Source organism: Bacteroides neonati (assembly GCF_000499785.1).
GTDB classification, from domain to species: domain Bacteria; phylum Bacteroidota; class Bacteroidia; order Bacteroidales; family Bacteroidaceae; genus Bacteroides; species Bacteroides neonati.
Genome location: NZ_HG726021.1, coordinates 417,652 through 443,955, shown reverse-complemented (window position 1 = coordinate 443,955; position 26,304 = coordinate 417,652). Strand labels below are relative to the sequence as shown.

Here is a 26,304-nt window from a genome sequence, read left to right as displayed (position 1 = left end):
AACCTTTGTTTGAACATCAAGATAATCTCGGTGAACTCTTAATCTTATCTTCACATAAATGACTATTCTATCCCTAAAAGGAATTTATGGAATCAAAGAATAGTCAGCGGATGATTGGTGAAGCTATCCGCAAAATAGCATTGGGGCGTAGCATTGAGCGAGTGAACATGTCAGAGAGTGGTACGGGAGGTGTTGGTACGGCACGCATGATACACGGTTATGTCGCCAAGATACACGAAGATGGAGAACTGTGTGGCACGATTGACGTGAGGGAGTTTCCGGATGAAACTGCTAGTAGCGAACCGATCACCCATCAGGGCGTATTGCTCGCCGGGGTGAAAGATAACTCCGGTGGTTTTTTGATTATTCCAACGCTTTTTTCGGATGTAACCATTGTAACCGATGCCGCTACAAAATATGCCTATGTGCTGAATTTCTCTCATGCCGATTTTATCCAACTGCTTTCTCACAAGGAGACGGTTGTCGGCGTGGCCGAAACCGAGGAGTTAGATCCCCAAAGCAACGACTCACCCGACTACGATGAGTTAGAGAAGACAGGCAATGAAACTTCGACCAAGTACACGGTGGAGGAGATTAAGACCATAGCCAAGAATAAGAACGACAAACAGGCAGAAATCACAGTAACACCGGAATCCATTGCTCAAAAGGTTGATAAATCCCAGGTTAATCAGTTGGCAGATAAGATAGAGCAAAAGGTAAACAGTACTACGGTAGTAGTGGCGGACAACAAAGTAACTATCGGGGATGAGCAAGCAACCGAACCGCTGGTCCTTGGAAATGAGCTTGCACAGTTAATGCTCGAATTTATCACTGAGTGCAGTAAGATTATGACTCCCACACTGATGGGAACCATGCCGGCCATCAACTGCCCGAACTTTCCTTCACTTGCTTCTAAAATCCAGAAGTTTCTGTCTAAAACCGCCTACACGAAATGAGTATCGCACTACTTCCAGACATCGGGAACTTAGACCCAAATAGTCTGTGCTATGCTATATATAGCCAGCTATACCATAATTTCTTTAATGCTCAGGATAAGAAAAGTCCTGAAAACCCATACGGCATTGAAGAGGGGGACAATACATCACTTCGTCTTCGTAATACCGCTTACGGATTTGCCGAAGCGATAGCGGGAGCTGTCGCCGGAGAAGGTGATGGTACAGATGGCGGTGTACTGCTTGGCTATCTGAAAAAGACAGGCGGCGACATGACCGGAACCCTCCGGGCTAACTATGGTTTTGAGGCAGGGATGGGAAATGTACGGCTACTGGAAACTTATCGTGAGATTGCCGATGACGGTGTAACGCCTGTTTATGGCTTACAAGTTTATGGTGATATTCGTATCGGTGGCAGTAACCTTTATATCGGTGGCAAACAGTTATTGAGATATACGCCATCTGACGGAACAGCTTACCTTGAAAACTCGTTGTTGTCTTTTGGCTCATCGACTCTGCTTAGTCGGGGTGAGATGGTTTTCGGAGAGAGTAAAGCAAAAGGCGTTGTTATTTCAGGTACGGCTGTTTATGTTCAGGGCAAAGAGGTATATCATGCCGGTAATGCCAATCTCTCAACCGTTCGCTGGTCGATGAAAGATGCTGCGGTTGAGGGTGAGTTGAAGGTTAAGGGTAAGACCACTCTATCTGATGAGCTCTCTGCCATCTATGGGGTAAAACTGGGCTTTGCCGGTAAAGAGATTCTTTCAGTTGTAGCCGATGGTGCTCTATTGGAAGGTTTCTTGAACATTGCCACCAACTGTGGAGTGAAGATTGGTAGCTCTCCCGTATTGATTCGGGCAAATGAAACCGATGTTGCTTTGTCATGTGACTATGGCAACTTGCTCCTGGGAAGCGAACGTACACAGAAGATAAAACTCTTTGCCGGTCTATGGGATATTGATGGGGATAATATGCTTATTACCAAATATGGTGGTGCTTACTTCCCCGACTCGCTGAGGGTTGCCCATAACTACGGTGCGGATCTACTTTCCACTTATCGGGTGAGTGATGGGGACGAAGGAGTAATTCTGCATAAAAAGTTACGATTTGCTTTTGCAGATGGTGTGAGTCTAAGCGGAAATCGCAGGGAGCTTATCTTCAGCAAGCAGTCTCATCAGGCAACGATGGGTTTTAGGGAATCCTCTTCGGTCTATCAATTGCCGGAATCCGGCTCCATCTCCTTGTACATCGACACGAATAGTGATTTTATCACTTTTGACAAACCGGTAGAATCCAAAAAACACCTCGGCATCGACGGTTCATTCACCAGACTAACCGATAAGCACCTATACTTTTCCAGCGAGCATTACCTGATGTCTGCGACAGATGGCATAAAGCATTTCGGAAACGCCTACTTTATTGACAGCTTGGGTTCGGAACGATTTTCATCCGGTTTCGCTGGTTATGGGTGGGCTGTATTAAAGAATCTGACAACAGGTAGTAGCGCTGCTACTTTCGATGAATTGACCATTCGCAAGAAGATGCGGATTTACGAGTTGGAAGTACAGAAAAACAGTGCCACCAATGGTTCACTCTGGGTGAGCGATAGTTGCAGTGGCGACAGCGTCGTGAAAGTTAGCTGATAGACATATCCTAATGAATAGTCAACTGAAAATAGTTATTTTAAAAACCATAAGAAGTTATACTATCTATCAGTTTTTTGACAATATCTTTCAATTCTACTGGTTCGATTATTTGTCCTTTGTCCGCAAATGAAAGATACCACCGTGCAAAAAGTTCGAGAGAAAAGGTGTGATAATGGCAAATCGCATAATCGTCGTACTCGGTCTCTTCTACAAGTCTATGGTAACGATTCCCTCTGGCGAGATACATAGCTTCTTTTTCTATTTTGATAGTTACTTTGTACACGATATCCTCGGCATACATTTTTCCAAGCAGTGATTTGAGCGATGGGTGTTTGTGTGTATAAGGCTCTTCGGTCTGCGATACCGAAATGATACGGGTGAGTTTGAACGTGCGATAATCATCTCTCAGACAACACCATGCCAATAGATACCATTGATTGTTCATAAAATAGAGCCCCACAGGTTCTACACGGCGAGATGATTTCTCTTTGGTATATCCAGCCCGGTAATCCATCAATACACTCTTTCTATTGCGAATACTCTGTAACAACGGAGATAGAATATGTGAACACCCTTTGTAGACAATCGCGTCCGTATGTTTTAATACACCGACATTCTCCTCAAAGTTCTCCAACGCATCGCGTTCGGCAACCCTCAGTGCTGTGCGTATTTTATCCATTCCCGATTTATAGATAAGATAGGTACTCTCATCCGACTGTTCACTGAGCAGACGTTCAGCCATAAGAAACGAAAACGCCTCATCCTCTGTAAACATCAACGGAGGAAGCCGGTATCCGTCAACAAGGGAATAACCTACATTGGGAATGGCAGTAATGGGAACGCCGGACTGTTCGAGAATACGCAAATCCCGATAGATAGTCCTCAAACTTACACCGTACTCATCGGCAATCCGAGACGCAGTGATGAACTTACGGCTCTGTAACTTGATCAATATGCCGGAAAGTCTCTCTATTTTATTCATTCATATCACATTAACAACAATACAAAGGTAATAAAAGAGTATGAAAGTACATAGGCTCTCATACTCTTTTGATTCAATTACTTTTGCATAATGTTCCAATAGATTCCGTAGCGGTCGATAACCATTCCGTAGAGAGGAGTCCACGCCGCAGGAGCCAAAGGCATAATAACATTACCACTCTCAGACAGGGTCTCAAATACTCGTTGTATCTCCGCTTTATCCAACAGGGTGATATCCATCATTACGTTATTTCCTTGAGTTGGTGTCTGACCCGGCATTTGGTCGCAGCAATAAATGGTGTTTTCACCGAATTGCAGACAACCATTCAATATTCGCTTTTGGTCTTCAGGTTTTAATTTTTCCGAGCTGCAACAACTGTTTTCCATATCCGAAAAACGGATTAGGCTGATAATTTCACCATTTAGTGCTACGCTGTAAAATTTTAGTGCCTCTTCGCTTTGACCGTCAAATGTAAAGTGGGGTGTAAGTTTCATTTTTTTGATTTTTAAAGTTTATACTTGTCTTGTAATCACGATGCAAAATTACATCGGTCAACTGACAGCAGTGTGTCAGCAATTCTTTGGCATTCATTTTTTTTAGTGGAAAGTACAAATACAATCTTTAAAAAGAATAATCGCAATAATCTTAAAATCTATTTTCATCCGTTATTCGTATTGGTACATAGAGACATTACATCTTGCTCTAAAGATAAACCATATCATCAATTTCTTGCTATTCTCTATATAGAACAACTTAGAGAATGGCATTATACAGTTACTCAAAATACAAAATACTCATTGACCCCGAATCAAAAAAGACTCAGGGATTACAAGTTGGTGATGTGGTACGCCGTCAGTACTTCGACAATCCCAACCTGATTTATTCGTTGATGATTGTACTTGAAACGGGTAGCGATATTGTCAGGGAGAAAGAGTCCCCCTATTTTATCGGAGCGTTAGTTGAGGGCGATGAACCTCAGCAGGGAGAACTACTCGACTTTGTACGTGTTACCAATCTTTTCAATAGCAATCGAAGTGGTGCGCTTTACCTGACCGCATCCGATTCGGAATCGCCTTATATGGATGTAATTGACGGTATGGCGACTGAGCATTCACTGTACCTTCAAGAAAAGCCTAAACGCATCACAGCCGGGAAATCGTTTAAATTCCCTGTCAACGGCACGGTTAGAAATCCCGAACGAATGGTCATTGCTTACAAAGTCAGAGCATCGAAAGCTCAGGCAGATGTGCCCCTCGCTTTTGGTTATACCGACGGCAGTGAAGAGGATGGCACAGACATGGTGGATATCTCAACCGACTGGCAATACAAGCTATCCCTTATCACGATTGATTATCCTGGGCAATATCCCCGTCAACTAACCATTGCTCCGGAGCTAACTGGTGATGACTGGTGCGAGATTTCAGATTTGAATATTGTTCGATTGTCGAGAATCGCCACCTTCGCAGATTCGACCAAAGCACGTATCGGCAAGATTACAGGGATCATTGACCCGGTGTTCGGCTTATTGGAGGGCTATGGGGCTTACTTTCAAAACCTATACGCTACCCGCAATGTGAACATTGCAGGAACATTAACAGCAGGTGATGAAAACGGATTCGCCTCTACTTTTTATGTGGGTAAGATTCACAAGAACGTGATTGCTAATTCAATTGGCGCACAGTTCTCTGGGGGAATAGTTGTGCAAGAGGTTGCTCCGGCAGGAATTGGCGATGTCGTTTGTACGGGTGGAGATACAGAACTATGTGTACAATCCTCTGCCTGGCGCATGGAACGTATCGGTAAACGATATACCTTTTCGATATGGGTAAAGGGAACGGAAGGAAGGATTGCTTTCTATCAAGACGAGCACTATATCCAAGATGTTGAAATAGATATTGCAGGAGAGTGGCGGCGTTATAAGGTCTCATTTGTCGTTCAAGACTCCCGGCAAGAGGCAATGTATATCCGATTCAAAACATCTCTTACAAATCTGCTCTTGACCGCTCCCCAACTCGAAAGTGGCAATAACGCTTCACAATACCAACCCACCGATGAACATTTGTCCTATGTAGAGGACTATGGAGCGTGGTTCAACAAAGGCGGTATAGGTGGTACCATTCAAAATCCGCTATTAAGGTTGAACGAGGATGGCTCTATCAGCTCCCGCAACGGTTCATTTATCATCAAGCCGGATGGTACGGGGTATTTTGCCGGAGGGAAATTCAAATGGACACTGGACGATATTGAACTGACAGATATCACTATTCGTTGGGGAGAACTGGACGATGAGGCCAAAGACCAGATACTGTCCCAAGCCAAACCATCAAATATTCGTGCGTTTGTTTCATCGAATTTATCCACCACACAGATATATGATAAAGAAACTCGCACATGGATGCCAAACTGGGCTCATACAAACCTGATATTGACCCCTTCACTTTTTATTAGCAACTATGGAGACAGTGACTTGATTGGTCAGCTCGCTGATCCGGCGACACAGCGTCCCGGCATTAAGTTGGGCTCTGCGTCGTGGAATAAAAACGGGAAACAAATCATATCGGGAACAGACAGTTGCTGGATTGGTGATACGACAGCTAAATACAACTTAACCATTAAAGCTAATCACATCGGCCAACACGCTCCCTATATGCGGTATGGTTTTCAAGCCATTTGGATCGACAGTAGTGGTAATGAGACTACTATTGCTGCCGACATCCAATTCTCACAGCTAACCAATCCGGGTGCAAGGGTGATGGCGTTGGCTTATGCGCCGGACGGCAATATCTTCAAAAATGGAGAATCGAAAAACTTAACGGCACGATGCGACCTGTGGCGAGGAGCACAGATAGACAGCACTAATGCAGAGTATCGTTGGGGTGTGCGTGATGAGTCTGTGTTTGCCAACGTTCAAATGGCGGCTCCTGTCAGCAAGGGCTCCTATACAATCAGTTTACGCTCGGTTGCCAATATGGTGCCGGGAGGCGTATTGTATTTGATTGGTGCAAACAAGCATATTATCCAATCGATAGATGAACTGACAAAGACAGTTACCCTAACCACCCCCTTAACACGGGATTATGTAACTAACTCTATTGTTACAACCCCTCTATATGACGCTCAACTTGGCCCCGGTTGGGCGGTTCTTAGTGAGACTTACCCACAGGGTGTTATTGCCGGATGGAGAACCTATGAGATTACTATAACGCCCAATGCCGTGCGTAATTTTGAGACCTTTAAGTGTGCCATCAAGGACACGGATACGACCATCGGTAACAGTTATGCCGGGCAGATCGTGTTTGATACTATCACCTTTACCGATATGACTGACCCCTTTGTGGTGGATATTGTCGGAACGAAAGGGTTTGTGATTAAGAACGGAGAGAATGATATTGAAGCTAAAGCACTGGTTTATCGCTCCGGCAAGGAAACAGATACCACCGGAACGGGATTCCATTATAGCTGGAAACTCTTTGACCCGGAAGGCATACAAGTTATTCACAATTATCAGGGAAAACAGATCCAAGTTCCTAAAACAGACATTGACACTCGTGGAGCTCTTGTCTGTGAAATTTATCAAGGGTTGAACCTGATAGCACGGGGACAAATCTCCATCGTGGAACTTTATGACGGAGAGGATGCCTACTCTGTGCAGATATTTACCAGTGACGGCAATCATTTTATCAATGGGAATATCTCAACGACATTAACAGCCAATGTCTATAAAGGAGCAAAAGAAATAACCGAAACCATTCCCGATAACCTATTCTGCTGGAAGAGAACATCACTCAATGCGGATGGCGATGCCGTTTGGAATGAACAGCACACCGGCATCGGTCGCCATCTGACGATTTCGGATGAAGATATTTTCCGCAGGGCGATGTTCACTTGTGAAGTGACTATCAATTAAAACTTTAGAAATATGGCAGTAATATCGAGAGGTCAGATTACCATTGTGGATCTTAACGATGGCAAATCCATCAACCTATATCTGGGCAGTAATGTAGCAACTACCCAGATTTTCAACAAAGAAAACTCAAGCTATGTTCCCAACTGGACGGCATCGCCCTTTTTGGTTATTACCCCGGAGGTGTATGTTACGGGAGTGGGTACCAATCAGGTTTCAAGACTTAAAGGTGTTCCGGTTTGGAAGATAAACGGTTCAACGACAATCGCTACTTTTGGGGCTACAGCAGCCACGATAGCTCCTTATGCGCTGACTATTAAAAACAACATGACTTCGGTGGGTCAGTTGCAGGTGGAGTGTGAGGTGATCTATGTAGACCCTGACACGACCGCAGAAACCAAGGCGAAAGCAAATATTACTTACACCAAAACGACCAATGCCGGACAACTCATCTGTGCAATCGCTTATGCTCCCAACGGAACGGTGTTCAAGAACGGTGATATAACGACTCTTAAAGCACACTGTGATATGTGGAGAGGGTCGGTTATTGACAATACTAACGTGACTTATAAATGGTACAAATTAGGTAGTGGCGCATGGACAGAAATAACCTCAGCAAATGCTGGTGGCATTACTGGATTTACTACCAATGAGATAGCCATACCGGAAGCGGCAGTATTGAACTTCGAATCGTTCAAGTGTGAAATCAAAGACACGGACGCGGCATCCGGCACTTACAATACGACCGTAAGTGATATTCTTTCGTTTGCCGACATGTCCGACCCGTATCAGGTAGAAATCATCGCCCCGGCAGGTACGACACTGACAAGCGGTTTGACTTCAACGAATTTGACCGTTAATTGTTGGCAAAATGGAGCTCTACTGCCTGATTCATTCTTTACGGGGGCTACTTGTACCTGGCGTAAGTTTAATAAACTTGGTGTACAAGATACCGCTTGGGGAACCGCCGGAGTCAAGACGGGTCGCTCATTGACTGTTACCCGTGACGAGGTTTCTGTTGCGGCTACATTTACTGTTGAAATCAGCAAGTAATGGCGGTAGTAGCGAGAGGACAAATAACCATCCGGATAGTTACCGACACCTATGCAGTTTATCAATCCATTGATAAGGCTGCCATTTCGTGTGACCATACTGGAAAGGTTCTCAGTACACTTACTGTTCATTCTGTCCTGTCTGTCCGATGTGGTGAAGCTCCGGTCACAGACTTTAGCATTGGAGCCATTGCTACACCTACCGGATTTTATTCCATCACGGTTAACCAGAGCACTAAAACCGTTTCCTTTACCATCTCTGGAAGCAATACGACACTTGCCGACACCGGAACGATTAGCATTCCTGTTATTATAAACGGACAAACGCTCAACGCTTCTTTTGGTTGGTACAAAGTAAAGTCGGGTGCTCCGGGAACACCCGGTACCGACAGTAACCAGCTTGATTGGGTAGCGGATTGGAACAGCGGAAAGACTGTGATCGATGCACAAAGCGTGATAACCCCCAAGATATTTGCAGGAACGAAGAATGCGAACGGTACTCTTACCGGTATGGCAATCGGTAAGTTTGTACTTAGCACCCAAAATGCAGCAGGAACGATAGCCAAAGAGACGGTAAACGGTATCTATGGTTTCAACAACGGAAAGAAGACCTTTGAAATTAATGCGACTGGCAATGTTCAGTTAGGTAATGGCAACGAGTTTATCAAGTACAATGCCGCAACCGGAAAGGTGGAGTTTGGTTCTGCGGTTGCTTTAGCATGGGTTGGGGCTACCTATATTGATGCGAGTGGAATATTTACAGGTACGTTGTCTGCAAATACGGTGAATGTGGTCAAGATTAATGCCTCTCAAATAACGGCAGGTACTATTGATGCTGCCCGAATCAACGTTGATGCACTTAAGGCAACGTTGATTACAGCAGGGAACATAGAGGCTTTGACTTTGAATGTAACCAAAGGGAAAATTGGCGGTTGGTCGCTGGATGCGGATTCCATTTTTCGAGGAACGAAAAACAACACATCAGGAGGACTGACGGCAGCTTCCGGTTCTATTACCATTGGCTCAAACGGAATCCGAGGATTGAAATGGCGGTTGGATGCAACAGGAGCCGGAGCGATAGCGGGTAGTCATATTACATGGGATACTGCGGGAAATATTACATTCTCCTCTTCCGTTTCTCTATTATGGACCAATGCGGCGGCTAATGCTGCCAACAGTGGAAAATTGTATGTACGGGGTACAGGGTTCAGTCATGCTGCTTCCCGTAAAGTGGTGCTGAATGGTACGACGGTTAATGAGACCAGTGCCAGAGGGCTAACATTGATTGTTATTGCCCGTGATACATTGGTTGCGAATTCTACTGTGAACTATGATGTTTATGGCAGTGAAGCGAACTGTGATACATTGGCAACAGCACTTAATGCACTGGGCAACGATAAAATTGTCATTTTGACTTCCTATGATGCCATCCGTATAAACGCAACACTGAATACAGCGATTCAACGTTGTGGTGGAAGTGACAGGATAGTTACCGACGAACGCATCCCTTTTGCTTTTATCGGTATTCCGGGAATCGGGAAAAACAACGGACTCTTTTCCATGTATGGTTTGGGCGCATCCGAACCTTACGCGGAACTATCTACAATTGTAATAAATGGCGTTCCGCAAGGAATTTCTATTAATGGCCAGCGTAACACGTTTATCAATGGGAATGGTATTTATACCGGAACACTTAATGCCAGTCAAATCACCGCAGGGACGATTGACACCGCCCGGCTGAATGTCGATGCGTTAAAAGCTACTCTGATTACCGCTGGAAATATCAATGCCCTTACCCTTACTGTAAATAAAGGAACTATCGGTGGCTGGACTATTAATTCCACATCTATCTCCGGCGGTCAAATTATTTTGGATAAGGCAAACAACCGTATTGCTGTTTATGGGGCATCATCGAGTCCGACCAGTGGAAATCGAGTACAAATATACCACAATAGCAATACCGATTTTGGGCTTTTCGCCACAGATACAGCAGGAAACACGGTTGTACAGTTGGGATATGTAAATCGCATTGCCGGTTGGACTATCAATGGCACACAAATTTACAAGAATAGTGTTTATCTCGGTGCTGACGGTTCGATTACCAACGGTACAAAATGGAAGTTGAACAATGATGGTTCGGGACAGGTTGCCAGTGGTAATATCGCTTGGGATGCCATCGGAAATGTCACATTTGGAGCATCCGTATCATTGCAATGGAAAAACGACATTGCAAACGCTCAAAAGGCAAACTTCGGCTATCCGTATTACCAGTCCATCGTGATTAACGGAGATGCCAATACCTATTATCCTGTCATTATCAAAGGTGGTGACCAGAACTTTAAACGAGAAATCGTAGTACGAAGAACATACAGCGAGCAAGCACCTGACTCATGGAATACAGCCACTCATAAAGGAGGTATTGTATTGCATCTGAAAACTAATTTTGGTGGATGGGGAGGAATTGAGTACTCGTGGGATATTTACGAGTTGTCGGAAACCTATTGCCGAATGTTTGCCGGTGCATTGCATTGTGGAAACAGTTGTATGTTCGCCATCTTTTTACGTGGCGGTGGTGCGACCGGAGCCAAGTATCATCTCTATTCAGATTTGCCTTTGGTCAGTTCGGAATTCAGCCCGTCTCCTATACCCGCAAGTCCGCAAATAGCCTACAATTCCGATTTGATGTTTCAAAGTGGCAGTACAACCGTGAATGCTCCTGCTCCTCGTACCTTGACTGTTGCTGTTGAGGAAGAGATTCGCAGGCGTAGATTTATCGGTCTGGCACAAGGCAATGATTCCACTTTATCCGCTCATCCGCTAACCTATATCAGTTCGACAGGCATCTATACGGGAACGCTGACTGCCAATCAAGTCAATGCGGTCGTTATCAATGCTTCAAGCATCACAACCGGAGTATTGAGTGCCGACCGTATTGCTGCCGGTAGTATCAATGCGACTAAACTGGATGCTGATAGTATCAGAGCCAATATCATCAATGTTGGTTACATAAATGGACTTAGTTGCACTTTTACCAAAGGAACTATTGGCGGCTTTACAATTGGAAGCGACCATATATCAACGGGAGGTATAGGAGGCGTAGGTACTATGCCGGTGCAAATAAGAACCGCTGCAAATGGTAGCGGATATTGGTACACTGGGGCATATAAGCCTGTGGGTATTTCTTTATTATGGCATCAGTCATCGAACGCAGGGCACATTGTGATTGGTCAGATAGCAGCTACCGGCAATACGGTTAAAACAGGATTTATGGGCATTCAAATGATGGCCTGGGACAATACTGAATACTTTTGTCTATCAACCAACTACTCCCGTTCCGGTAGTAAGGAGGTGTATAACCGTATTGCGGGTTGGGCTTTCGACAATGCGAATATTTGGAAAAATAGTGTTTATCTGGGTTCAGATGGCAGTGTTTACAACGGGACGAAATGGAGATTAAATAACGATGGTTCCGGACGATTGGCAAATGGCAATATCGTTTGGGATGCAGCCGGAAACGTTACGTTCGGCTCTTCCGTTTCCTTGAATTGGACAAATGCCGCCACCAATGCCCTAAACTCTGCCAAGAGCTATGCTGATACCAAGAAAGCAGAAGCCATTAGTAGTGCGGCCACAGATGCAACAAACAAAGCCAATGCCGCAAAAGAATTGGCATCTGCAATGGCTTACGGAAAGATGCTGTTCCGCGATCCGACATTCTTTGATGGTAATAACAGTACAAATGTCTACAATAATTTAGGCAATGGAACAGTGGCTGTTACCCGTGCCTATGACAGTACAGCCCCCAATGACAGCAAGTACCTGCTGAGGATTGTCAATACGGGTAGTGCATCTCCCGGATGCGGTGGCTTTCATTTTGGTCATGCTTGTTCCTATCGTAAAATTTTCATTACCCGAATCATTGCCAAAATCCCTACTGGACGAACAATTCAGTGGGCTTCCAATGCTATCGGTGATGGAGGTTGGAGTAAATGGCTTACTTCAAATGCAGGTACGGGAGACTGGTGTGAGTATGTGTATAAAGTAGTTTGTGGAACGGGAAACTTCTCCAGTACTAACTTCTTCTATATCGAAGGATCTGCAACACTAACATGGTATGTGGCTTATGCAACCGTGTTTGATGTAACTTCCACAGAGAAGTATACGACTACGATAGATTCCAATGGTATCTACACAGGGACATTGAGTGCCAACCAGATTACTGCCGGTACTATCAGTGCGGATCGTATTGCTGTCGGGAGCATCAACTCATCCAAATTAGATGCTGCCAGCATTAAAGCTAATATTATCAATGCGGGGTATATCAATGGCCTTAGCTGCACCTTTGATAAAGGAACAATCGGAGGGTGGTATATCAACTCTTATCAAATTTACAAAAATAGCGTGGCACTTTCCTCGGACGGTTCTATAATCAATGGTAGCCGCTGGCGGCTAAATAATGATGGTTCCGGACAACTGGCCAATGGAAACATATCATGGGACACAAAGGGGAATGTAACAGCTAAAGGTGCTGTATTCAATAATGTCCGTATTCAGGGTAGCGTGCGAAATAAGTTCGTATTAAACGACTCTTCGATTTGGATTGGCGGTGATACAGCAACACAGGAAAACTTTAATAACTACGACAACATTGTAGCCATTCGTGGTTCCTGGGATGAAAATATCTCTTTGCCGTGGTCTTTGGAACAGAGTGGACGTAGGGTTACACTGGTGAATTATAAATGGGGAGGTAATACCACGGTAGGATATATGACGATCTATGCCCCATCGGGAAAATATTTTTTTGAGGATGGCATACAGAAGACTTCCATCACTTTTTCACGGGAAATGGTTGAATTATTAGGCTATGGAGATAATGCAACTTTCTTTGGCTGGATTGTAATCAACAGGCGTGATGTAATGTGCAGTGGTAAGTATGGAAGTTATTTGCAGTGTCTGGCATCAGGTATCGCCACGGTTTCGGGCACCAGCGTTTCTCTTAAGCAGAAAACTTTTGATGGCACCAGAATGTCGATCAGTCGAACCGGAACAGGACGTTATACGGTTTATCTGCCTTGGGGGTTAAATAGTAACTACTTTGTTCAGATGACCGGATATTATACCGGTACACCCATTTACGCTACCATAATGGGTATATATAGTTCTTATTTCTATGTCCAAACACAAGATGATTCCAGTGCCAATGAAGGGTCGTTTTGTTTTCAGGTGTTTAGTACAGCCGATTGGTCTTAAAACTGATAAACTTTTGTCTTTGGATTATTCTATTCTACATGAAATAAAAGCAAATTATGAATATTACAAGCACAGTCCTAACAAAAACAGCGGAAGAGACTACCGCCAATGCCAGTTACCTCATAGAATATGTAACGGTCAACGATGTATTAACCCGTATCAATGCCAATGTTCAGGCAACAATGCTTGACGGAGTGGAAAAGTATAATGCGGGGTATATCACTTTTGAAAATGGAAACGTGTTCTGCAATCTGAATGGTCAGGCGAAAGTTTCTTTATTCTTCCTTGACTTCGAGCGATTTGTCGAAAAAATCAAGGAAAATGCAGGGGAAATGCAGCAACCTGAAAACTATGCCGACAGATAAGGGCTATACTACCTAAGTAAACTAAATCAAAAAGTATATGGAACTATCAATTAAAGACCGGTTGTACATTCCGGCATTTCTCCCCAAAGAGGGAAACTTCAAGCAGTTCAACCTAAAAAAGGAGATTCTGAAAAAGATTGAGATCAGTGATACTGAACGAGATGAAGTCAATCTGCGTGAGAACGAAGAAACCAAACGCATTGAATGGGACATCGAGAAAGAAACGCCCCTTCATGTCGATTTTTCCACCGATGAGATGGAATATCTTAAGATGATTTGTGAGAAAGTATCGGATGAACAGTTTCCGGATGACATGTGGATTTCCATTTCTAAGATATATGATTCAATAGCCGTAAATTAAACTATTCTGCCCGGTTCACTCTATTCTGCAAGAGAGTGAATGTTGCCGTTCACTTTCAAAAAAGGTGGGCGGTTTTTTATTACGCAACTATGGCAAGACAAGATATACAGATAGATACGAATTTTGGAGAGCTGGAAACAGCGGAGAATATTGTTGGCAAAAGCTACTACGATTTTGTATTGCTGGGGCGCGTCGATGGGTTGGATAACGATAATTTCTGCTATGGCGAGATTCTGATTCCCAAAGGCTTTGAAAAACGGGTCAAAGATGGGTTTCAAGTCCATATCCGTTTGCCCTATAAGCCACTGAACAAAGAGTTACAGGTGCGATTGCGGATGGATGTAGAGAACTCACAGCCGGAATATATTCTCAATCAAACGACCAATCGACCGTGGTATCGTGTGGTGTTGCCCGATAACAATATGATTCGGGTTGCCCAGTACCGGACACTCGGCAGCGAAGAGGTCTATAATTTCACGCTCAAGGAGGGAGTGTTTCAGATTTACAGTGGCCATGAGACCGATCTGCTTATCCAAGCTTCGTTGCCCCAGAATCAAAACTTCCTGCTCAAAGCCACAGCCGGAACACTCTACCAGCATCCACTTACGGGTGTCGGATTGATCGATTTTTTGCATGGTAATTTTGAGAATAGCGGACTGGCCGCCAAGCTGCAAAAAGAGTTTGAAGCGGACAATATGATTGTGGTAAACGCTTATATGAATTCTGAAACGGGAGAACTTTTACTGGAGGTCAAAGAGAAAAATGGGTAAATACATTGTCATACAAGGGCAAAACATCTATGATGTAGCCCTGCATATCTATGGAGCTGTGGAAGGCGTTACCGATTTGTTGGTGAACAATGAATCGGTATCGTTTGATACGGACTTGAAAGCCGGAGACGAGCTTATCTATTCAGATGATTATCAGATTAACAAGGAGGTGACCGCTTATTACAAGATGCACGGTATCACTCCGGCATCCGGAGAGCAGCATGTCTATCCGAAGGTGTTTTCGCTACCTAAAACGGTAGAGATCTATACATCCGCTAAAGAGGTTGGAGTCGAGTTTTCGGTTTCAGGTAATGGAAAAATCGAACTGGATTGGGGGGATAACTCCGAGGTTCAAACCATCACGTTGTCGGATAAGATAACTGTATTTAGTCATTTGTTCGATTCTACTATCGGGAATAAACGACACGTTTCAATGTATATGCAAGGGCATATCAATCAGCTTGATATTAGCGGATTGCGACCAATTGAACTGTATATATTAAAATCCATTCCGATTGAACGCTTTGTATTGAATAACGCTACTCTGTCAATTGATTCTCTACCGATGCTGGAAACTGCCTTTGGTGTGTCGCTCGATGGATTGAAAACAAACGACCTGACCCCACTCTTGGAGTTGAAAAACCTGATGTCACTCTCACTGACGCAAACCATCTATCGCCAGCCTACCATAGATGCCTACCTGATTGGATTAGTCCGGCAGCATGATAACCGTCGTAATTGTAAGGTGGTGATGACGGCCCGACCATCGGGAGAATATCGAGAACCGACCAGAGACAGCAACAGTCACTATCGCATCACTTCGGGTATGGAAGCCGTCTGGGTACTGACCCACGAGCCTGCATGGAACGAAGGTGGTATATGGGAATTTATCATTAATGAAACGACTTATAAATATGAGCAGAACCATTAAACAAATATACGAGAAGGCTATCAAGGAACGCAATAAACGCCTTGAGCTATCAGAGTTTGACAGTGACTCAAAGCTGTCTGTTCTAAACGGTATTACCTGGACTTTCGCTGCGGTAGTATTTAGCTTTGAAAGCATACTGGATGTCTTTGCCATTGACATTTCAAATGTAATCAACAATCGGATAAACGGTACGCCTACTTACTATATCAATGCCCTTATGCAGTATCAAAAGGGTGATGAACTGATGGTCAGGGAAGATGGCTTGGCGTTTGGTTATGCAGATATAGACGAAACCAAACAGATTATTACTCAGGCTTCGTACATGGAAAGTTCCAGTGATGTGAATTTGGATAATAAGCTGATATTAAAGGTGGCAACCGGAGAAAAGGGCAAGCTAAAAAGTATTCCACAGGAAGAGTTGATAATGATACAGGCATATATCAACAAGATAAAGTTTGCCGGAACGAGAATCGAAATAGCCAGTCAGGAGGGCGATGTACTGATACCCAGAGTATCGGTTTACCATGACGGTGCAGTGATGGAATCTGAGGTGTACGACCGCATTGAGGAGAAGTTGAACGAGTATATGATGAACATCAAGTTTGACTCTACCATCTATGTATCAGACATTATCGCTGCGATCCGTGGAGCGGAGCACGTGACGGATGTACACATCGATACGGACACGATCCCTACACAGGGAATTTTTATTGCCCCCTATGATTCGGACGGACATATCACACCTACCCGCAAAGTGGGCCGAATGACGCATACTTCATCCGGTTACTTGAAACAATCCGGTGGCAGCGGCGAAGAAAAAGAGATTCCGAACTTTCGTCAGGCTATCAAATTAATACTCGATGCAGGCAATGAGATATAAACTACCTACAGACAAACTCATCAACCGCTTAGTGCCCTATTATCTGAGTGGACGGCGGTACATTCTATTACTGCAAAGCTGGGTATGGCCGCTTCGGGTGCTGAACGACTGGTTCATGGGCTTTGCCCGTGAGAAACATATCGAAGCCCGGATGACTTCACAGGTAATGTACTTCGAGTGGTTTCTCAATTATAAATTCAGCAGGTATTTTGCCGATTCAACAGATCGAATTATCATTACCGAAAGCACTCCACTCGGTGTGGATATTTATCGGGAGAATGCCGTTAACAGCCGACCATTTACTGTCTGGAAGGAAAACGAACATGTAGCGACCGCCAACCCGTTGGAAGAGCCGCGCGAGTTTTATCAGATTGCTGAGGAACGAGCCATAAACAAAGTGAGTTTTATCGTGAATGTCCCCACGATTACCATTTCCACGAAAGAGTTTGTCTATATGCTCTCTTTTGGGGTAAACACCTATAAGGTTGCAGGTAAAACCTATCTGATTAAAATTGAAGGAGAAGAGATTAAGCCTACTAACAACATACATTTATGAAAGAATACATCGCAGAGACCGGAGGGCGTTATACCTACTCCGATGACATATTGAATTTGCAGGAACTTGCTCTGAGCATGACCGCCATTTTTGGCGAGTGTCCGGCATTTATTGTTTCCGGCTGTCAGATCGAAGGAACTGTTATAGCTCCAGGTTATGTCTGGCTGGGTGGAAAGGTTCGCTATTTTGAGGGAGCTAAAAACGCTGCATTTCCATACTTTATCTACGAGAAGAATAGTAATGAGTCTGTCGTTTATGCCAATGAGGTTAATAAACGAGGCCGCTCATGTTATCTATGTACAGGAGGGACTACTGTTCCGCAGATTACAGATCCTGTAACGGGATTTCCCCCTGTCTTTTTGGAGATTACCAAAGAATTTGCGCCCCGTCTGATTGATAAATTTTTCGGGCGTTATGCGCTACTGTTGGATTCTCCATCGCAACGGCAGCGGGTCAAAAAAGACGTAACCTTTGCGGGGGAAGTGTTAGTCGAGAAAGGTCTAAAATCATCCAAGGATGTATCGGTTCAATCCGCTGACGGGCGTAGCTTGCGTGGTCGAATCAAAGAGTCGGGAGCCACAACACTGGGGGCTTATCTGGGTGAGTTGTTAACCGCTGAGGTGGTAATAGATACAGATGGCTCTTTCCTGTTTATGAAAGGTGTGACTGAAATTGCCAAGCTGAGTGAAAGCGGGTTTATCTGTAATCATATCAACCTCAAGACGAGTCGCGTCGGCTCTGTGTACATCTACCAAACACATCTCATTAATATAGCGGATGATACGGACAATGGCTCTGTGAATATCAACCATGTCGGATTTAATCAGGGGACAAGCCGTTTTCGCAACTTCAATGTGTGGGACGGCAAAAGTTGTTCAGTACCACTATTCTCTGTCGAAGGAAAAACCAAAACCACGACCGTAAACGGAACATTCAAAGTTTGTGGCAATGGTCTGAGTGCTGTTTTGAAAAACACCTCGTTTGCCAAGGGAGATCCAGAACTGACAGCGTACTTTGAGTGGCAAGACCGGGATGGAGTATCGATAGCCTCTCTGGGGTATCTCTCTACCACCAATAATGATTTTACATTGGAAAACCTGTTCGGCAATCTGGTATTTACTTCTAAAGGGCATATTAATCTGAATGGTGAAGTCAAATTGAAGGGTGCGGATATTTATTCGGTATTTGTCACCCAAAAGAGCTTTACTGATGAATTGGCAAAGAAGGTGTCGGTAGTTACAGGCAAACAACTATCCACCGAAGATTTTACTTCCACTTACAAGAAAAAGCTCGATGCTATTTCGGGCGGTTCGATTAGTGGCGGTGGTGAAGGATATGTCACGGCTGACGATGTAGTTAAGGCACTTAAAGACAAGGCGGGGGTTGGTAATAACCTGAACGACCTTTTGGATAAAGGGGTTGCCCGAACGAATCTGTCTGTCTATTCCAAAAACGAGACGGACGAGAAATATCTTACAATTAACGGCAAATTGACAGAACTGGTCAATCTCTCTGCTGATGAGATTAACGGTATGTCACCAGAACAAGCTGCCGCCAAGAAAGCGGAGAAGCAAGCTGCGGTGCGGGGTGTAATCGATGCGGAGAAGACAGGCATCGGTGAACTGAAACTGACAAAAACAGCCAACCTCTCTGACCTTGCCAGTATGATTCAGGCACGAAAGAATCTTTGTGTTTATTCAACTGAGGAGATAGACGAAATGATGGCCGGGAAGCTCGGCAATGATGGTGCCTATCAGGGAGTGATATTTACCGATACGCTGAAAAAGAAGCTCGACGGTATTAAGACTGGGAACTTTGCATTTGTTGATAACTTCGGAGTGTCACAATCGCAAGTAGAAGGCTACGCTATGATTTCTGATATAGTGAAGGAATTAAAAAAATATGCTCCACGTCTGTTGGATGGTTATAACTCATCGGACAGAGACTCTGTAGCCACCAATATCGGAGTCTACACCAAGACAGCCGCAGATGGCAAGTTCGCAGCATTAGACCAACTCTTTCAGGATTATATTACTTATCTGGTTAAGAGTGGTAAAACCACCGCTCAGGCGCAACAGATGATGCGTGAGAAGTTTGATGTATTTTCTAAAAAAGAGGTTACGGACACTTATTTGACCAAAGATGGAAAACTTTCTGACTTGTCTTTGCCGAATGTTGATGCGAAAAAATTGGCTTGTCGCAATCTGGGGGCCGCTTATGCCGAGGAGTATCAGACCAAACTGATTGATACAGGTTGGTTGCAGATGAACAATTCCGGCGGTGGAACCGACACACGACAATTTTATGTGCGCCAAATTGGGAATGTGGTTTCTATACAAGGAATCATTAATACGGCGAAACGTGACGGTAGTAACCAAGGTGGTGTCATGGCTGTTATTCCCAACCAAATACAACCTCCCAAGTATGGGCTTCGGACGACTATTGCGGACTGGAATGATGATACGAAGTATAATCGTGGCTGTACTTTTATCATTCGAGGTAATTCACGTACCGTTCAGATATATGAGAGCGGCATGTATAATGTGTCTACTGAGATTAATTTCACCTATTTCGTTTAATAACAACTAATATGAAGAGAGTAAACATTCAATCAGACGTGGAGAGCAGGCGCAATATCGCCACAGCAATCCCAAATGCTCTGGTTACTAAACCGGAAATAGTAACAGAATCAAGAAATACCCAAGAAGATGGCAAAACCGAAGAAGTTCAAGGGGGCGAGAATCACGCTCCCACCCAAACCGAGTCCGACACCCCGTCGAAAAGAGGACGGAAGACCAAAGGGGACACTGAAAAAGTATAAGTTCGAGCAGACAAGATTGGGCTTTATGCTCAAGTATGAAGTTCCGGCAGTCTATGAAATAATTATGCGAATGACTCCCAAGGCTACTTATCCTGAACCTCGGGTGCGTACCATCGAAGTAGTTTGTCGGGCTTCGGATGATTCTGCGCTGAAAAAGCCCAAATTTTTCCGCTATTTGGAGGAATATCGAAAAAAAGGTATCTGCTGTAATCGACCTAAAAGATTGACAGCGGAGAGAGCGGTTTTTTATACTGCAATGCGTGAGAAAAAGCTCAATCAGTATATCCAGAGAAATAGCGATAAAGTACAGAAAATGAGAGTGGAAATGAAACAAAAAAGTAAAAAAAGTCATTGTGGTGACGAGTAAGTTTTGTACATTTGCACATCATCGGTCGAAAATGTGCCGATAGTTTTATTCTGACTGAGGCGCATGGTCGCCGAGAGAATCAAGGGAGCTCTCCCCGATTTCCTCCCATAATATAAACTGATTGTTAGTTGAGACGGACGGTGCAACCGAACTCGCCTGTCGTTTTGATTAGATTGCTTCGGGCAGTTTAATTTTTACACTATTGCAATCATGCAAGAATTCAATGAGGAAAAAGACCAACCCATGATGTCGGTCGAAGAGATGTTTTTAGCATCGCAAGAAAGTTATGAAGAGGCGCAAACCCGTGCCCTCGAAGAAAACAAGTCTTTTGCCAAGGCTGAGTTTTTCAGGATGGATAAGTTAGGTGTTTATCGCCTGCGTATCCTGCCTATCGCTCCGAATCGCGACGGAACGAATGATCGTCGCAGCTACGAGTATCCGGTTCGTCAACTGTTGATGGAACTGGAAAAACCGGCTACCGGTAATGGCAAGGTTACATCCATGTATGTGACAGTTCCCCGCACCACTGATGCGGGATTCACTGTTGACCTGATTGACACCTATCGTAAACTGGCGGTTGCCGAGGCCCAGAACCGGGGTGATGAGAAACTGGCAGAGAAGATTGGCGGTGGTTCATTTGGTGGTGGACTGAAGTTTAACTATGGACACGTGATGTATATCCTTGACCTGAACGAACGTGCCAAAGGTTTTCAGCTACTTACCCTTTCACACGCACAGTTTAAAGAACTTGACGAACGTAAGTTCAAGTTGTGGCAAAAGAAATTGGCAAAGTCTCCGGGCTTTCCATGTCCGATCTCATCGGTGTATAACGCTTATCCGGTAGAGATTGAAAAGAAGAAAAACGGTTCCAAAACCGAGTATTCGATTGAGATTGACAACGAATCAGAGAATGAAGTGTTGACCGGTGAAGAATTAACTAAACTGATGGCGGCAACCCGTATTCCTGAAATCATTTACCGTTATTCACGCTATCAGTACGAAGCTACCCTTGAGTATTTGAAGCAATGTGATGCCAAATACGGCATGTCAATTCTGGGTGATAGGGATATGCAGGAGGCTATCGAAACATTAGGCTCCGAGATTCCGAAGGAAGACACCAGCTCGTTCTCATTTGACAAACGCACCAAGGATGCCAAAGAGAACGCCTCGAACGGTACAGGTCTGCTGTTAGACGATCTTTTCAATCGCTACGATGAGTTACAAGACAAAGGACTTTCTGATAAGACCGAAGAGGGACAAGAACTCAGAGGGCTGATCCGTCAGTTTATTGAGCAGGAAAAACTATCTGTGCGTATCACCCGTTCTACTACCAACAAGGAACTGCTTGACCTGATTGAAGAGGCTTTGGAGACTGATCCCCAAGCAGAAGCCGAACAGGTTCCTACGCCTGAGCCGGAACCGGAGCTGGCAGCAGAACCGGCACAAGAATCAACTGAACGTCGCCGCCGTAGATAAGCGGATAATTCCAGATTATTTATTCACAAGTTTTGGAGAAGGCAGCCTTAAACTGCCTTTTCCATCACTCTTATACGCTTATTATGGCAGATAAAAGTTATCCGTACCTGCTTTTAATGAATGATTTGCACATTGGGAAGGAGAATATTCCCGAATTTGTGGCAAACTGGAATGAGGCACTATCAATATGTGAGAAATTAGATGTTAGGGAGATCGCCATTGGTGGAGATTTGTTTCTCTCGCGTGCTTCTCAAACTCTCGATATACTACTGGCTATACACGACTGCCTATTAACAGCCGCTGAAAACAACATCCGTGTGGTCTTGGCAAATGGCAACCATTGTAAAGTAAATCAAGAAGCAGTTCGGGGATATTGCCACGTTTTTGACCAACATCCAAATGTATTAGTAGCAGACAACTACGTTACCCTGCCCATTGGTGACGGGCAATATGCTTTACTGCACATCATCCCTTACTTTCCCGAAGATGGCAACTTCTCAGAAAAACTGGCTGAGGTAAAACAGAACGGTATTGACCCGGAGAAAAAGAATTTTCTCTATCTCCACGAGGGTATTAACGGCGCATTGTCTCAGCCCAGTGAGAAGGAGCTTCCGGCAAATATCTTTGATGAGTTTGAGCGTGTCTTTGTTGGGCATTACCACAATCGCTGTGTTATTCCTAAAACTCGAATTGAATACATCGGCAGTAGCCGTCAGCATAATTTTGGTGAGGATGAAGAGAAGGGATATACCGTATTGTATAGTGACGGCACCCACGAATTTATCCAGAACCGGGCTAATGTTCGATATAAAGTTATCGACATCGAAGCCGACAAGGTGGATATTCACTTGACAGATTTGCTGGACGAACTGAAAGAAACCGGGCGTTATCGTACCAAAGTAAGAGTTCACTCCACTTCTGCCAAAGCATCAGGTATCGACAAGGCAAAACTATTGGAAGCCGGAGCTTCGAAAGTGGAAATCATCACCGAAGAGCCGGAACAGGTGGATGTAGCCGCCTCGTCTTTGTTTGAGAAATTCGATAGCCATAAGATTCGCGAGACTTACACTGCGTTTTGTCGTGAGAAGGAGATTGAGGATGTGGAATTGGGATTGTCTTACCTTTCAAAAATCAGCTAACCATGTGGAAACTAAATAGAATTACAACACAGAATCTCTGTGCGTTTAAGGAATTGGATTACACGCTGACGCAAGGTGTAACCACGCTTATTTTCGGAGATAACCGGGATAACGAAAGCCAACGCTCGAACGGTTCCGGCAAGTCAGCACTTTTGGAGTGCATCGCTATCGGCATTACCGGCTCACCCCTTCGAAAAATAAAGAATGAGGAGATTATCAACGATGTAGCCGATGAATGCTATGTGTCGTTGGAGTTTGCCAATAGTTCGTCAAACGAAGTGTTTACCATTGAAAGATCCCTCTATCGCAAAGGGGCTTCAGGGGTTCGTTGTGTCATTGAAAGAGATGGTAAAACAGTCACTACTGACGAGGCAGTACAGCATTCAGTAGATGCCTACAACAAGTATATACTCGAAAAACTGGGTATTACCCGTGATGAACTCTTTAACAACTTTATCCTATCAAAACACCGCTACGAGGATTTCCTTTCGAGTTCCGACAAGGAGAAGAAAGAGATTATCAACCGTTTTTCAAATGGTATCGTAGTCGATGAAGCCATAGCTAAGATTACCGAGGATATTGCCCCCATTGAAAAGGAGCTGCACGAAGTGGATCTGGAACTGGCCGGAGTGGACGGGCGAATCAAGATGCTTGTTGAGCAGATAGAGCAGGAAGAAAACTTCAAGGAAGAGCGTGCTAAAAGCAAAGTTGAGAAGATTGCCGCCATTGAGAAAAGCATATCCGATAAACGGGAATTGCTCCGAGGCATGGGTGTCCAAATTGACGCTATTTCAGATGTGCTTCTTACTCTCGACACAACTGACAAGGAGATTCAGCTACTTGAAGATAGTGAAGAATCGTTGAAAATCTGTTTGAATGGCATTGAGGTGGTGCTTAAACCGTTCGGCAAGCTAACCGACTGGAATAGCGTTCTGCAAACAAAGACGAATGAATTATCACTGGCTGAGACTGAACAAGCGGCTCTTTCGGATGAGATTATTACTATCGGTGGTGAAGTTGAAAAGCAGACACATAAATGTGCCGAGATAAAATCTCTACACGCTCAGTTTGTTGTAGATGCCACCACCAAAAGCGAAGGCTATAAAAAACAGCTCGCTGATTTAGAAAAAGAGATGCAAGAGGCAAATAAACTCAGTACCTCACTTTTAGAAAAGAGGCGTGTACATAGTTCTACCATTGAATCACTTAAAAACAAAATTGCTGGAGTTATCACTTGCCCTAAGTGTGCATTTGAATTTGTGGCTTCAGACAAATCGTTCGATGTAGCTCAGGGTGAAGAAGAGTTAGAACTCCTAAAAACGGAGTTAGAAAAGACTACTCAGAAGCGTACTGAGACAGAAAAGACCATTGTCTTTATTGAGCAAGATCAGAAAGATATTCAACAGGCCAGACGCAAACTGAATACCGATAACAGCGAGTGGCTTGCCAAAGTGGATGTGGCGGAAAAGGAGTTGCAAACACTGAATTACAAATTCGAATCCTTGCAACGAAGGAGCCGACAGCTTTCAGACAAACTTGTCTCGATCCAAAATGACATAGAGAATACTCGCCGTAAAATGTTCGACCAAGCGTATGAGATTGTGGATGCTGCGACAACTTCCCGTAAGCGTGAAATTAAGAAGTTGGGAGAAGATATTGCTGCAATGGAAAGTTCTATCGAGACCTTATACATCACTATCGGGGAACTAAACAATGCTTTGCCGGATGAGGTGATTCTCTCTCTCAAAGCATCGCTTAAGACCTATCGTAAAAAGTCGGATGAGGTATTGAAGGAGAAAACGGAAATTGAGACGGAGCTGAGACGACTTCAGGAACAGGAACAACGGTTTATTCAGTTCCGTTCCTACCTCGCTAATACGAAGGTTGAAGCGTTGAGTAAGATTACCAACGAGTTTTTGGAGAGCATCGGCAGTGATTTGAGAATCCTATTTTCTGGATATACCCTGCTTAAAACAGGTAAGATGAGAGAAAAAATCTCTATCTCTATTTTGCGAGATGGCATTGATTGCGGCTCGTTTGGTAAGTTGAGCGCCGGAGAGTCTGCACGCCTGCAACTCGCCTCGATTCTTGCGATGCAGAAGCTGGTTAATAGCAACTGTGATACTGATAAAGGATTGTCGCTTATTGTGTTGGATGAAATTCTTAGTGCGGTTGACGAAGAAGGACTCGCAAAGATGTTTGAGTCATTGAACAAGCTTGGAATAACGGCACTTGTCGTTTCTCATAATCACGTGAGTGAGTCATACGCTCATACTTTAACTATACGCAAAGAGAATGGAGAATCAAGGATTGTGTAAGGAGCAAATACTCGCCATTGACATTGCTACCCAAACGGGATATTACTCTGTTCACGAATCGGGGGCATGGAATTTTTATGAATCCAAAGCCCGAAACGACAACAAGCAGCACAAGGCGTTTCGGGATACGTTGATTGATTTTATAACTAAGCACAGCATCAGGCTGGTAGTAGCCGAAGATGTTAATGTAAACAATCATTTCATTGATATGCGAAAGCTTTCCGAGTTCAGGGGTATTCTCTTAGAGGTGTGTGACACCCTGAACCTTCCGGAGCCTGTATTCTTAAACGTATCAAGTATCAAGAAATTCGGTGCAGGAAACGGCCGAGCGACCAAACTTGATATGATAAACGCCTGTGTTGCCAAATACAACTACCGTCCCCGAACGGACGATGAAGCGGATGCTTTCTGGGTGTTCAAATACTACTGCCACAAGTATCGTGTTTTCTAATGAATTGACCATTGCAAGAAGAGTTTAGATTGATGAATTGATGCGGATTAGCTGACAGATTGAGACGTAGTTTTTTTGTTTC

The 26,304-nt window shown here is 44.2% G+C and carries 19 protein-coding genes; 17 read left to right on the top strand and 2 right to left on the bottom strand.

What is annotated here, in order from left to right; genetic code table 11:
* Positions 1-86 precede the first annotated feature (86 nt).
* Together TY03_RS11255 and TY03_RS11250 are read left to right on the top strand one after the other, a co-directional pair.
* A complete protein-coding gene (locus TY03_RS11255; RefSeq protein WP_024996421.1) occupies positions 87-956 on the top strand; it encodes a hypothetical protein in 870 nt (289 codons plus the stop codon).
* The gene (locus TY03_RS11250) at positions 953-2,596 is read left to right on the top strand and encodes a hypothetical protein (protein WP_024996422.1); all 1,644 of its coding nucleotides are present in this window, start codon (positions 953-955) and stop codon (positions 2,594-2,596) included. The genes TY03_RS11255 and TY03_RS11250 overlap by 4 nt, the downstream gene beginning before the upstream one ends.
* 40 nt (positions 2,597-2,636) lie before the next feature.
* Here TY03_RS11250 and TY03_RS11245 read toward each other — a convergent pair whose 3' ends face one another.
* Together TY03_RS11245 and TY03_RS11240 are read right to left on the bottom strand one after the other, a co-directional pair.
* Positions 2,637-3,581 carry a helix-turn-helix transcriptional regulator gene (locus TY03_RS11245; protein WP_024996423.1) on the bottom strand — a complete coding sequence of 315 codons (945 nt, stop codon included), beginning with the start codon at positions 3,579-3,581 and terminating at the stop codon, positions 2,637-2,639.
* A 77-nt stretch (positions 3,582-3,658) separates the two neighbouring features.
* Positions 3,659-4,075, bottom strand: a complete 417-nt coding sequence (locus TY03_RS11240; protein ID WP_024996424.1) for a VOC family protein — start codon at positions 4,073-4,075, stop codon at positions 3,659-3,661.
* Between the two features lie 266 nt (positions 4,076-4,341).
* Here TY03_RS11240 and TY03_RS22645 point away from each other — a divergent pair, with 266 nt between their 5' ends.
* From TY03_RS22645 to TY03_RS11160, 15 genes are all read left to right on the top strand, one after another.
* Positions 4,342-7,488, top strand: coding sequence for a hypothetical protein (locus TY03_RS22645; RefSeq protein WP_074434167.1), 3,147 nt, complete (start codon positions 4,342-4,344; stop codon positions 7,486-7,488).
* A gap of 12 nt (positions 7,489-7,500) precedes the next feature.
* Positions 7,501-8,538, top strand: coding sequence for a hypothetical protein (locus TY03_RS11225; protein ID WP_027317988.1), 1,038 nt, complete (start codon positions 7,501-7,503; stop codon positions 8,536-8,538).
* Positions 8,538-13,787, top strand: a complete 5,250-nt coding sequence (locus TY03_RS11220) for a beta strand repeat-containing protein (RefSeq protein ID WP_024996425.1) — start codon at positions 8,538-8,540, stop codon at positions 13,785-13,787. The genes TY03_RS11225 and TY03_RS11220 overlap by 1 nt, the downstream gene beginning before the upstream one ends.
* 56 nt (positions 13,788-13,843) lie before the next feature.
* Positions 13,844-14,152 (top strand): hypothetical protein, encoded by a 309-nt coding sequence (locus TY03_RS11215; protein ID WP_024996426.1) that lies wholly within the window; start codon positions 13,844-13,846, stop codon positions 14,150-14,152.
* Positions 14,153-14,189: 37 nt separating this feature from the next.
* Positions 14,190-14,513: a hypothetical protein gene (locus TY03_RS11210; protein ID WP_024996427.1), complete on the top strand. Its 324-nt coding sequence runs from the start codon at positions 14,190-14,192 to the stop codon at positions 14,511-14,513.
* A gap of 89 nt (positions 14,514-14,602) precedes the next feature.
* The gene (locus TY03_RS11205) at positions 14,603-15,283 is read left to right on the top strand and encodes a hypothetical protein (protein ID WP_051260477.1); all 681 of its coding nucleotides are present in this window, start codon (positions 14,603-14,605) and stop codon (positions 15,281-15,283) included.
* Positions 15,276-16,214 (top strand): hypothetical protein, encoded by a 939-nt coding sequence (locus tag TY03_RS11200; RefSeq protein WP_024996429.1) that lies wholly within the window; start codon positions 15,276-15,278, stop codon positions 16,212-16,214. The genes TY03_RS11205 and TY03_RS11200 overlap by 8 nt, the downstream gene beginning before the upstream one ends.
* Positions 16,198-17,094: a hypothetical protein gene (locus TY03_RS11195; RefSeq protein ID WP_024996430.1), complete on the top strand. Its 897-nt coding sequence runs from the start codon at positions 16,198-16,200 to the stop codon at positions 17,092-17,094. Before TY03_RS11200 ends, TY03_RS11195 begins: the two co-directional genes overlap by 17 nt.
* Complete coding sequence (locus tag TY03_RS11190) at positions 17,084-17,650, top strand: hypothetical protein (RefSeq protein ID WP_024996431.1); 567 nt, start codon at positions 17,084-17,086, stop codon at positions 17,648-17,650. Before TY03_RS11195 ends, TY03_RS11190 begins: the two co-directional genes overlap by 11 nt.
* On the top strand, positions 17,647-20,229 hold the full coding sequence (locus tag TY03_RS11185; protein ID WP_024996432.1) for a hypothetical protein: 2,583 nt from the start codon (positions 17,647-17,649) through the stop codon (positions 20,227-20,229). The genes TY03_RS11190 and TY03_RS11185 overlap by 4 nt, the downstream gene beginning before the upstream one ends.
* A 129-nt stretch (positions 20,230-20,358) precedes the next feature.
* Positions 20,359-20,838, top strand: a complete 480-nt coding sequence (locus TY03_RS11180) for a hypothetical protein (RefSeq protein WP_051260478.1) — start codon at positions 20,359-20,361, stop codon at positions 20,836-20,838.
* 210 nt (positions 20,839-21,048) lie between these two features.
* A complete protein-coding gene (locus tag TY03_RS11175) occupies positions 21,049-22,314 on the top strand; it encodes a hypothetical protein (protein ID WP_027317989.1) in 1,266 nt (421 codons plus the stop codon).
* 83 nt (positions 22,315-22,397) lie between these two features.
* Positions 22,398-23,453, top strand: coding sequence for a metallophosphoesterase family protein (locus tag TY03_RS11170; protein ID WP_034781877.1), 1,056 nt, complete (start codon positions 22,398-22,400; stop codon positions 23,451-23,453).
* Between the two features lie 2 nt (positions 23,454-23,455).
* Positions 23,456-25,771, top strand: coding sequence for a hypothetical protein (locus TY03_RS11165; RefSeq protein WP_027317991.1), 2,316 nt, complete (start codon positions 23,456-23,458; stop codon positions 25,769-25,771).
* Positions 25,749-26,222, top strand: a complete 474-nt coding sequence (locus TY03_RS11160) for a crossover junction endodeoxyribonuclease RuvC (protein WP_024996433.1) — start codon at positions 25,749-25,751, stop codon at positions 26,220-26,222. The genes TY03_RS11165 and TY03_RS11160 overlap by 23 nt, the downstream gene beginning before the upstream one ends.
* The last annotated feature ends 82 nt before the right edge of the window (positions 26,223-26,304 follow it).

Bases quoted from the DNA above. Each gene is read 5' to 3' on its own strand.
- TY03_RS11255 (WP_024996421.1), top strand. From the start codon at position 87: ATGGAATCAAAGAATAGTCAGCGGATGATTGGTGAAGCTATCCGCAAA.
- TY03_RS11250 (WP_024996422.1), top strand. From the start codon at position 953: ATGAGTATCGCACTACTTCCAGACATCGGGAACTTAGACCCAAATAGT.
- TY03_RS11245 (WP_024996423.1), bottom strand. From the start codon at position 3,581: ATGAATAAAATAGAGAGACTTTCCGGCATATTGATCAAGTTACAGAGC.
- TY03_RS11240 (WP_024996424.1), bottom strand. From the start codon at position 4,075: ATGAAACTTACACCCCACTTTACATTTGACGGTCAAAGCGAAGAGGCA.
- TY03_RS22645 (WP_074434167.1), top strand. From the start codon at position 4,342: ATGGCATTATACAGTTACTCAAAATACAAAATACTCATTGACCCCGAA.
- TY03_RS11225 (WP_027317988.1), top strand. From the start codon at position 7,501: ATGGCAGTAATATCGAGAGGTCAGATTACCATTGTGGATCTTAACGAT.
- TY03_RS11220 (WP_024996425.1), top strand. From the start codon at position 8,538: ATGGCGGTAGTAGCGAGAGGACAAATAACCATCCGGATAGTTACCGAC.
- TY03_RS11215 (WP_024996426.1), top strand. From the start codon at position 13,844: ATGAATATTACAAGCACAGTCCTAACAAAAACAGCGGAAGAGACTACC.
- TY03_RS11210 (WP_024996427.1), top strand. From the start codon at position 14,190: ATGGAACTATCAATTAAAGACCGGTTGTACATTCCGGCATTTCTCCCC.
- TY03_RS11205 (WP_051260477.1), top strand. From the start codon at position 14,603: ATGGCAAGACAAGATATACAGATAGATACGAATTTTGGAGAGCTGGAA.
- TY03_RS11200 (WP_024996429.1), top strand. From the start codon at position 15,276: ATGGGTAAATACATTGTCATACAAGGGCAAAACATCTATGATGTAGCC.
- TY03_RS11195 (WP_024996430.1), top strand. From the start codon at position 16,198: ATGAGCAGAACCATTAAACAAATATACGAGAAGGCTATCAAGGAACGC.
- TY03_RS11190 (WP_024996431.1), top strand. From the start codon at position 17,084: ATGAGATATAAACTACCTACAGACAAACTCATCAACCGCTTAGTGCCC.
- TY03_RS11185 (WP_024996432.1), top strand. From the start codon at position 17,647: ATGAAAGAATACATCGCAGAGACCGGAGGGCGTTATACCTACTCCGAT.
- TY03_RS11180 (WP_051260478.1), top strand. From the start codon at position 20,359: ATGGCAAAACCGAAGAAGTTCAAGGGGGCGAGAATCACGCTCCCACCC.
- TY03_RS11175 (WP_027317989.1), top strand. From the start codon at position 21,049: ATGCAAGAATTCAATGAGGAAAAAGACCAACCCATGATGTCGGTCGAA.
- TY03_RS11170 (WP_034781877.1), top strand. From the start codon at position 22,398: ATGGCAGATAAAAGTTATCCGTACCTGCTTTTAATGAATGATTTGCAC.
- TY03_RS11165 (WP_027317991.1), top strand. From the start codon at position 23,456: ATGTGGAAACTAAATAGAATTACAACACAGAATCTCTGTGCGTTTAAG.
- TY03_RS11160 (WP_024996433.1), top strand. From the start codon at position 25,749: ATGGAGAATCAAGGATTGTGTAAGGAGCAAATACTCGCCATTGACATT.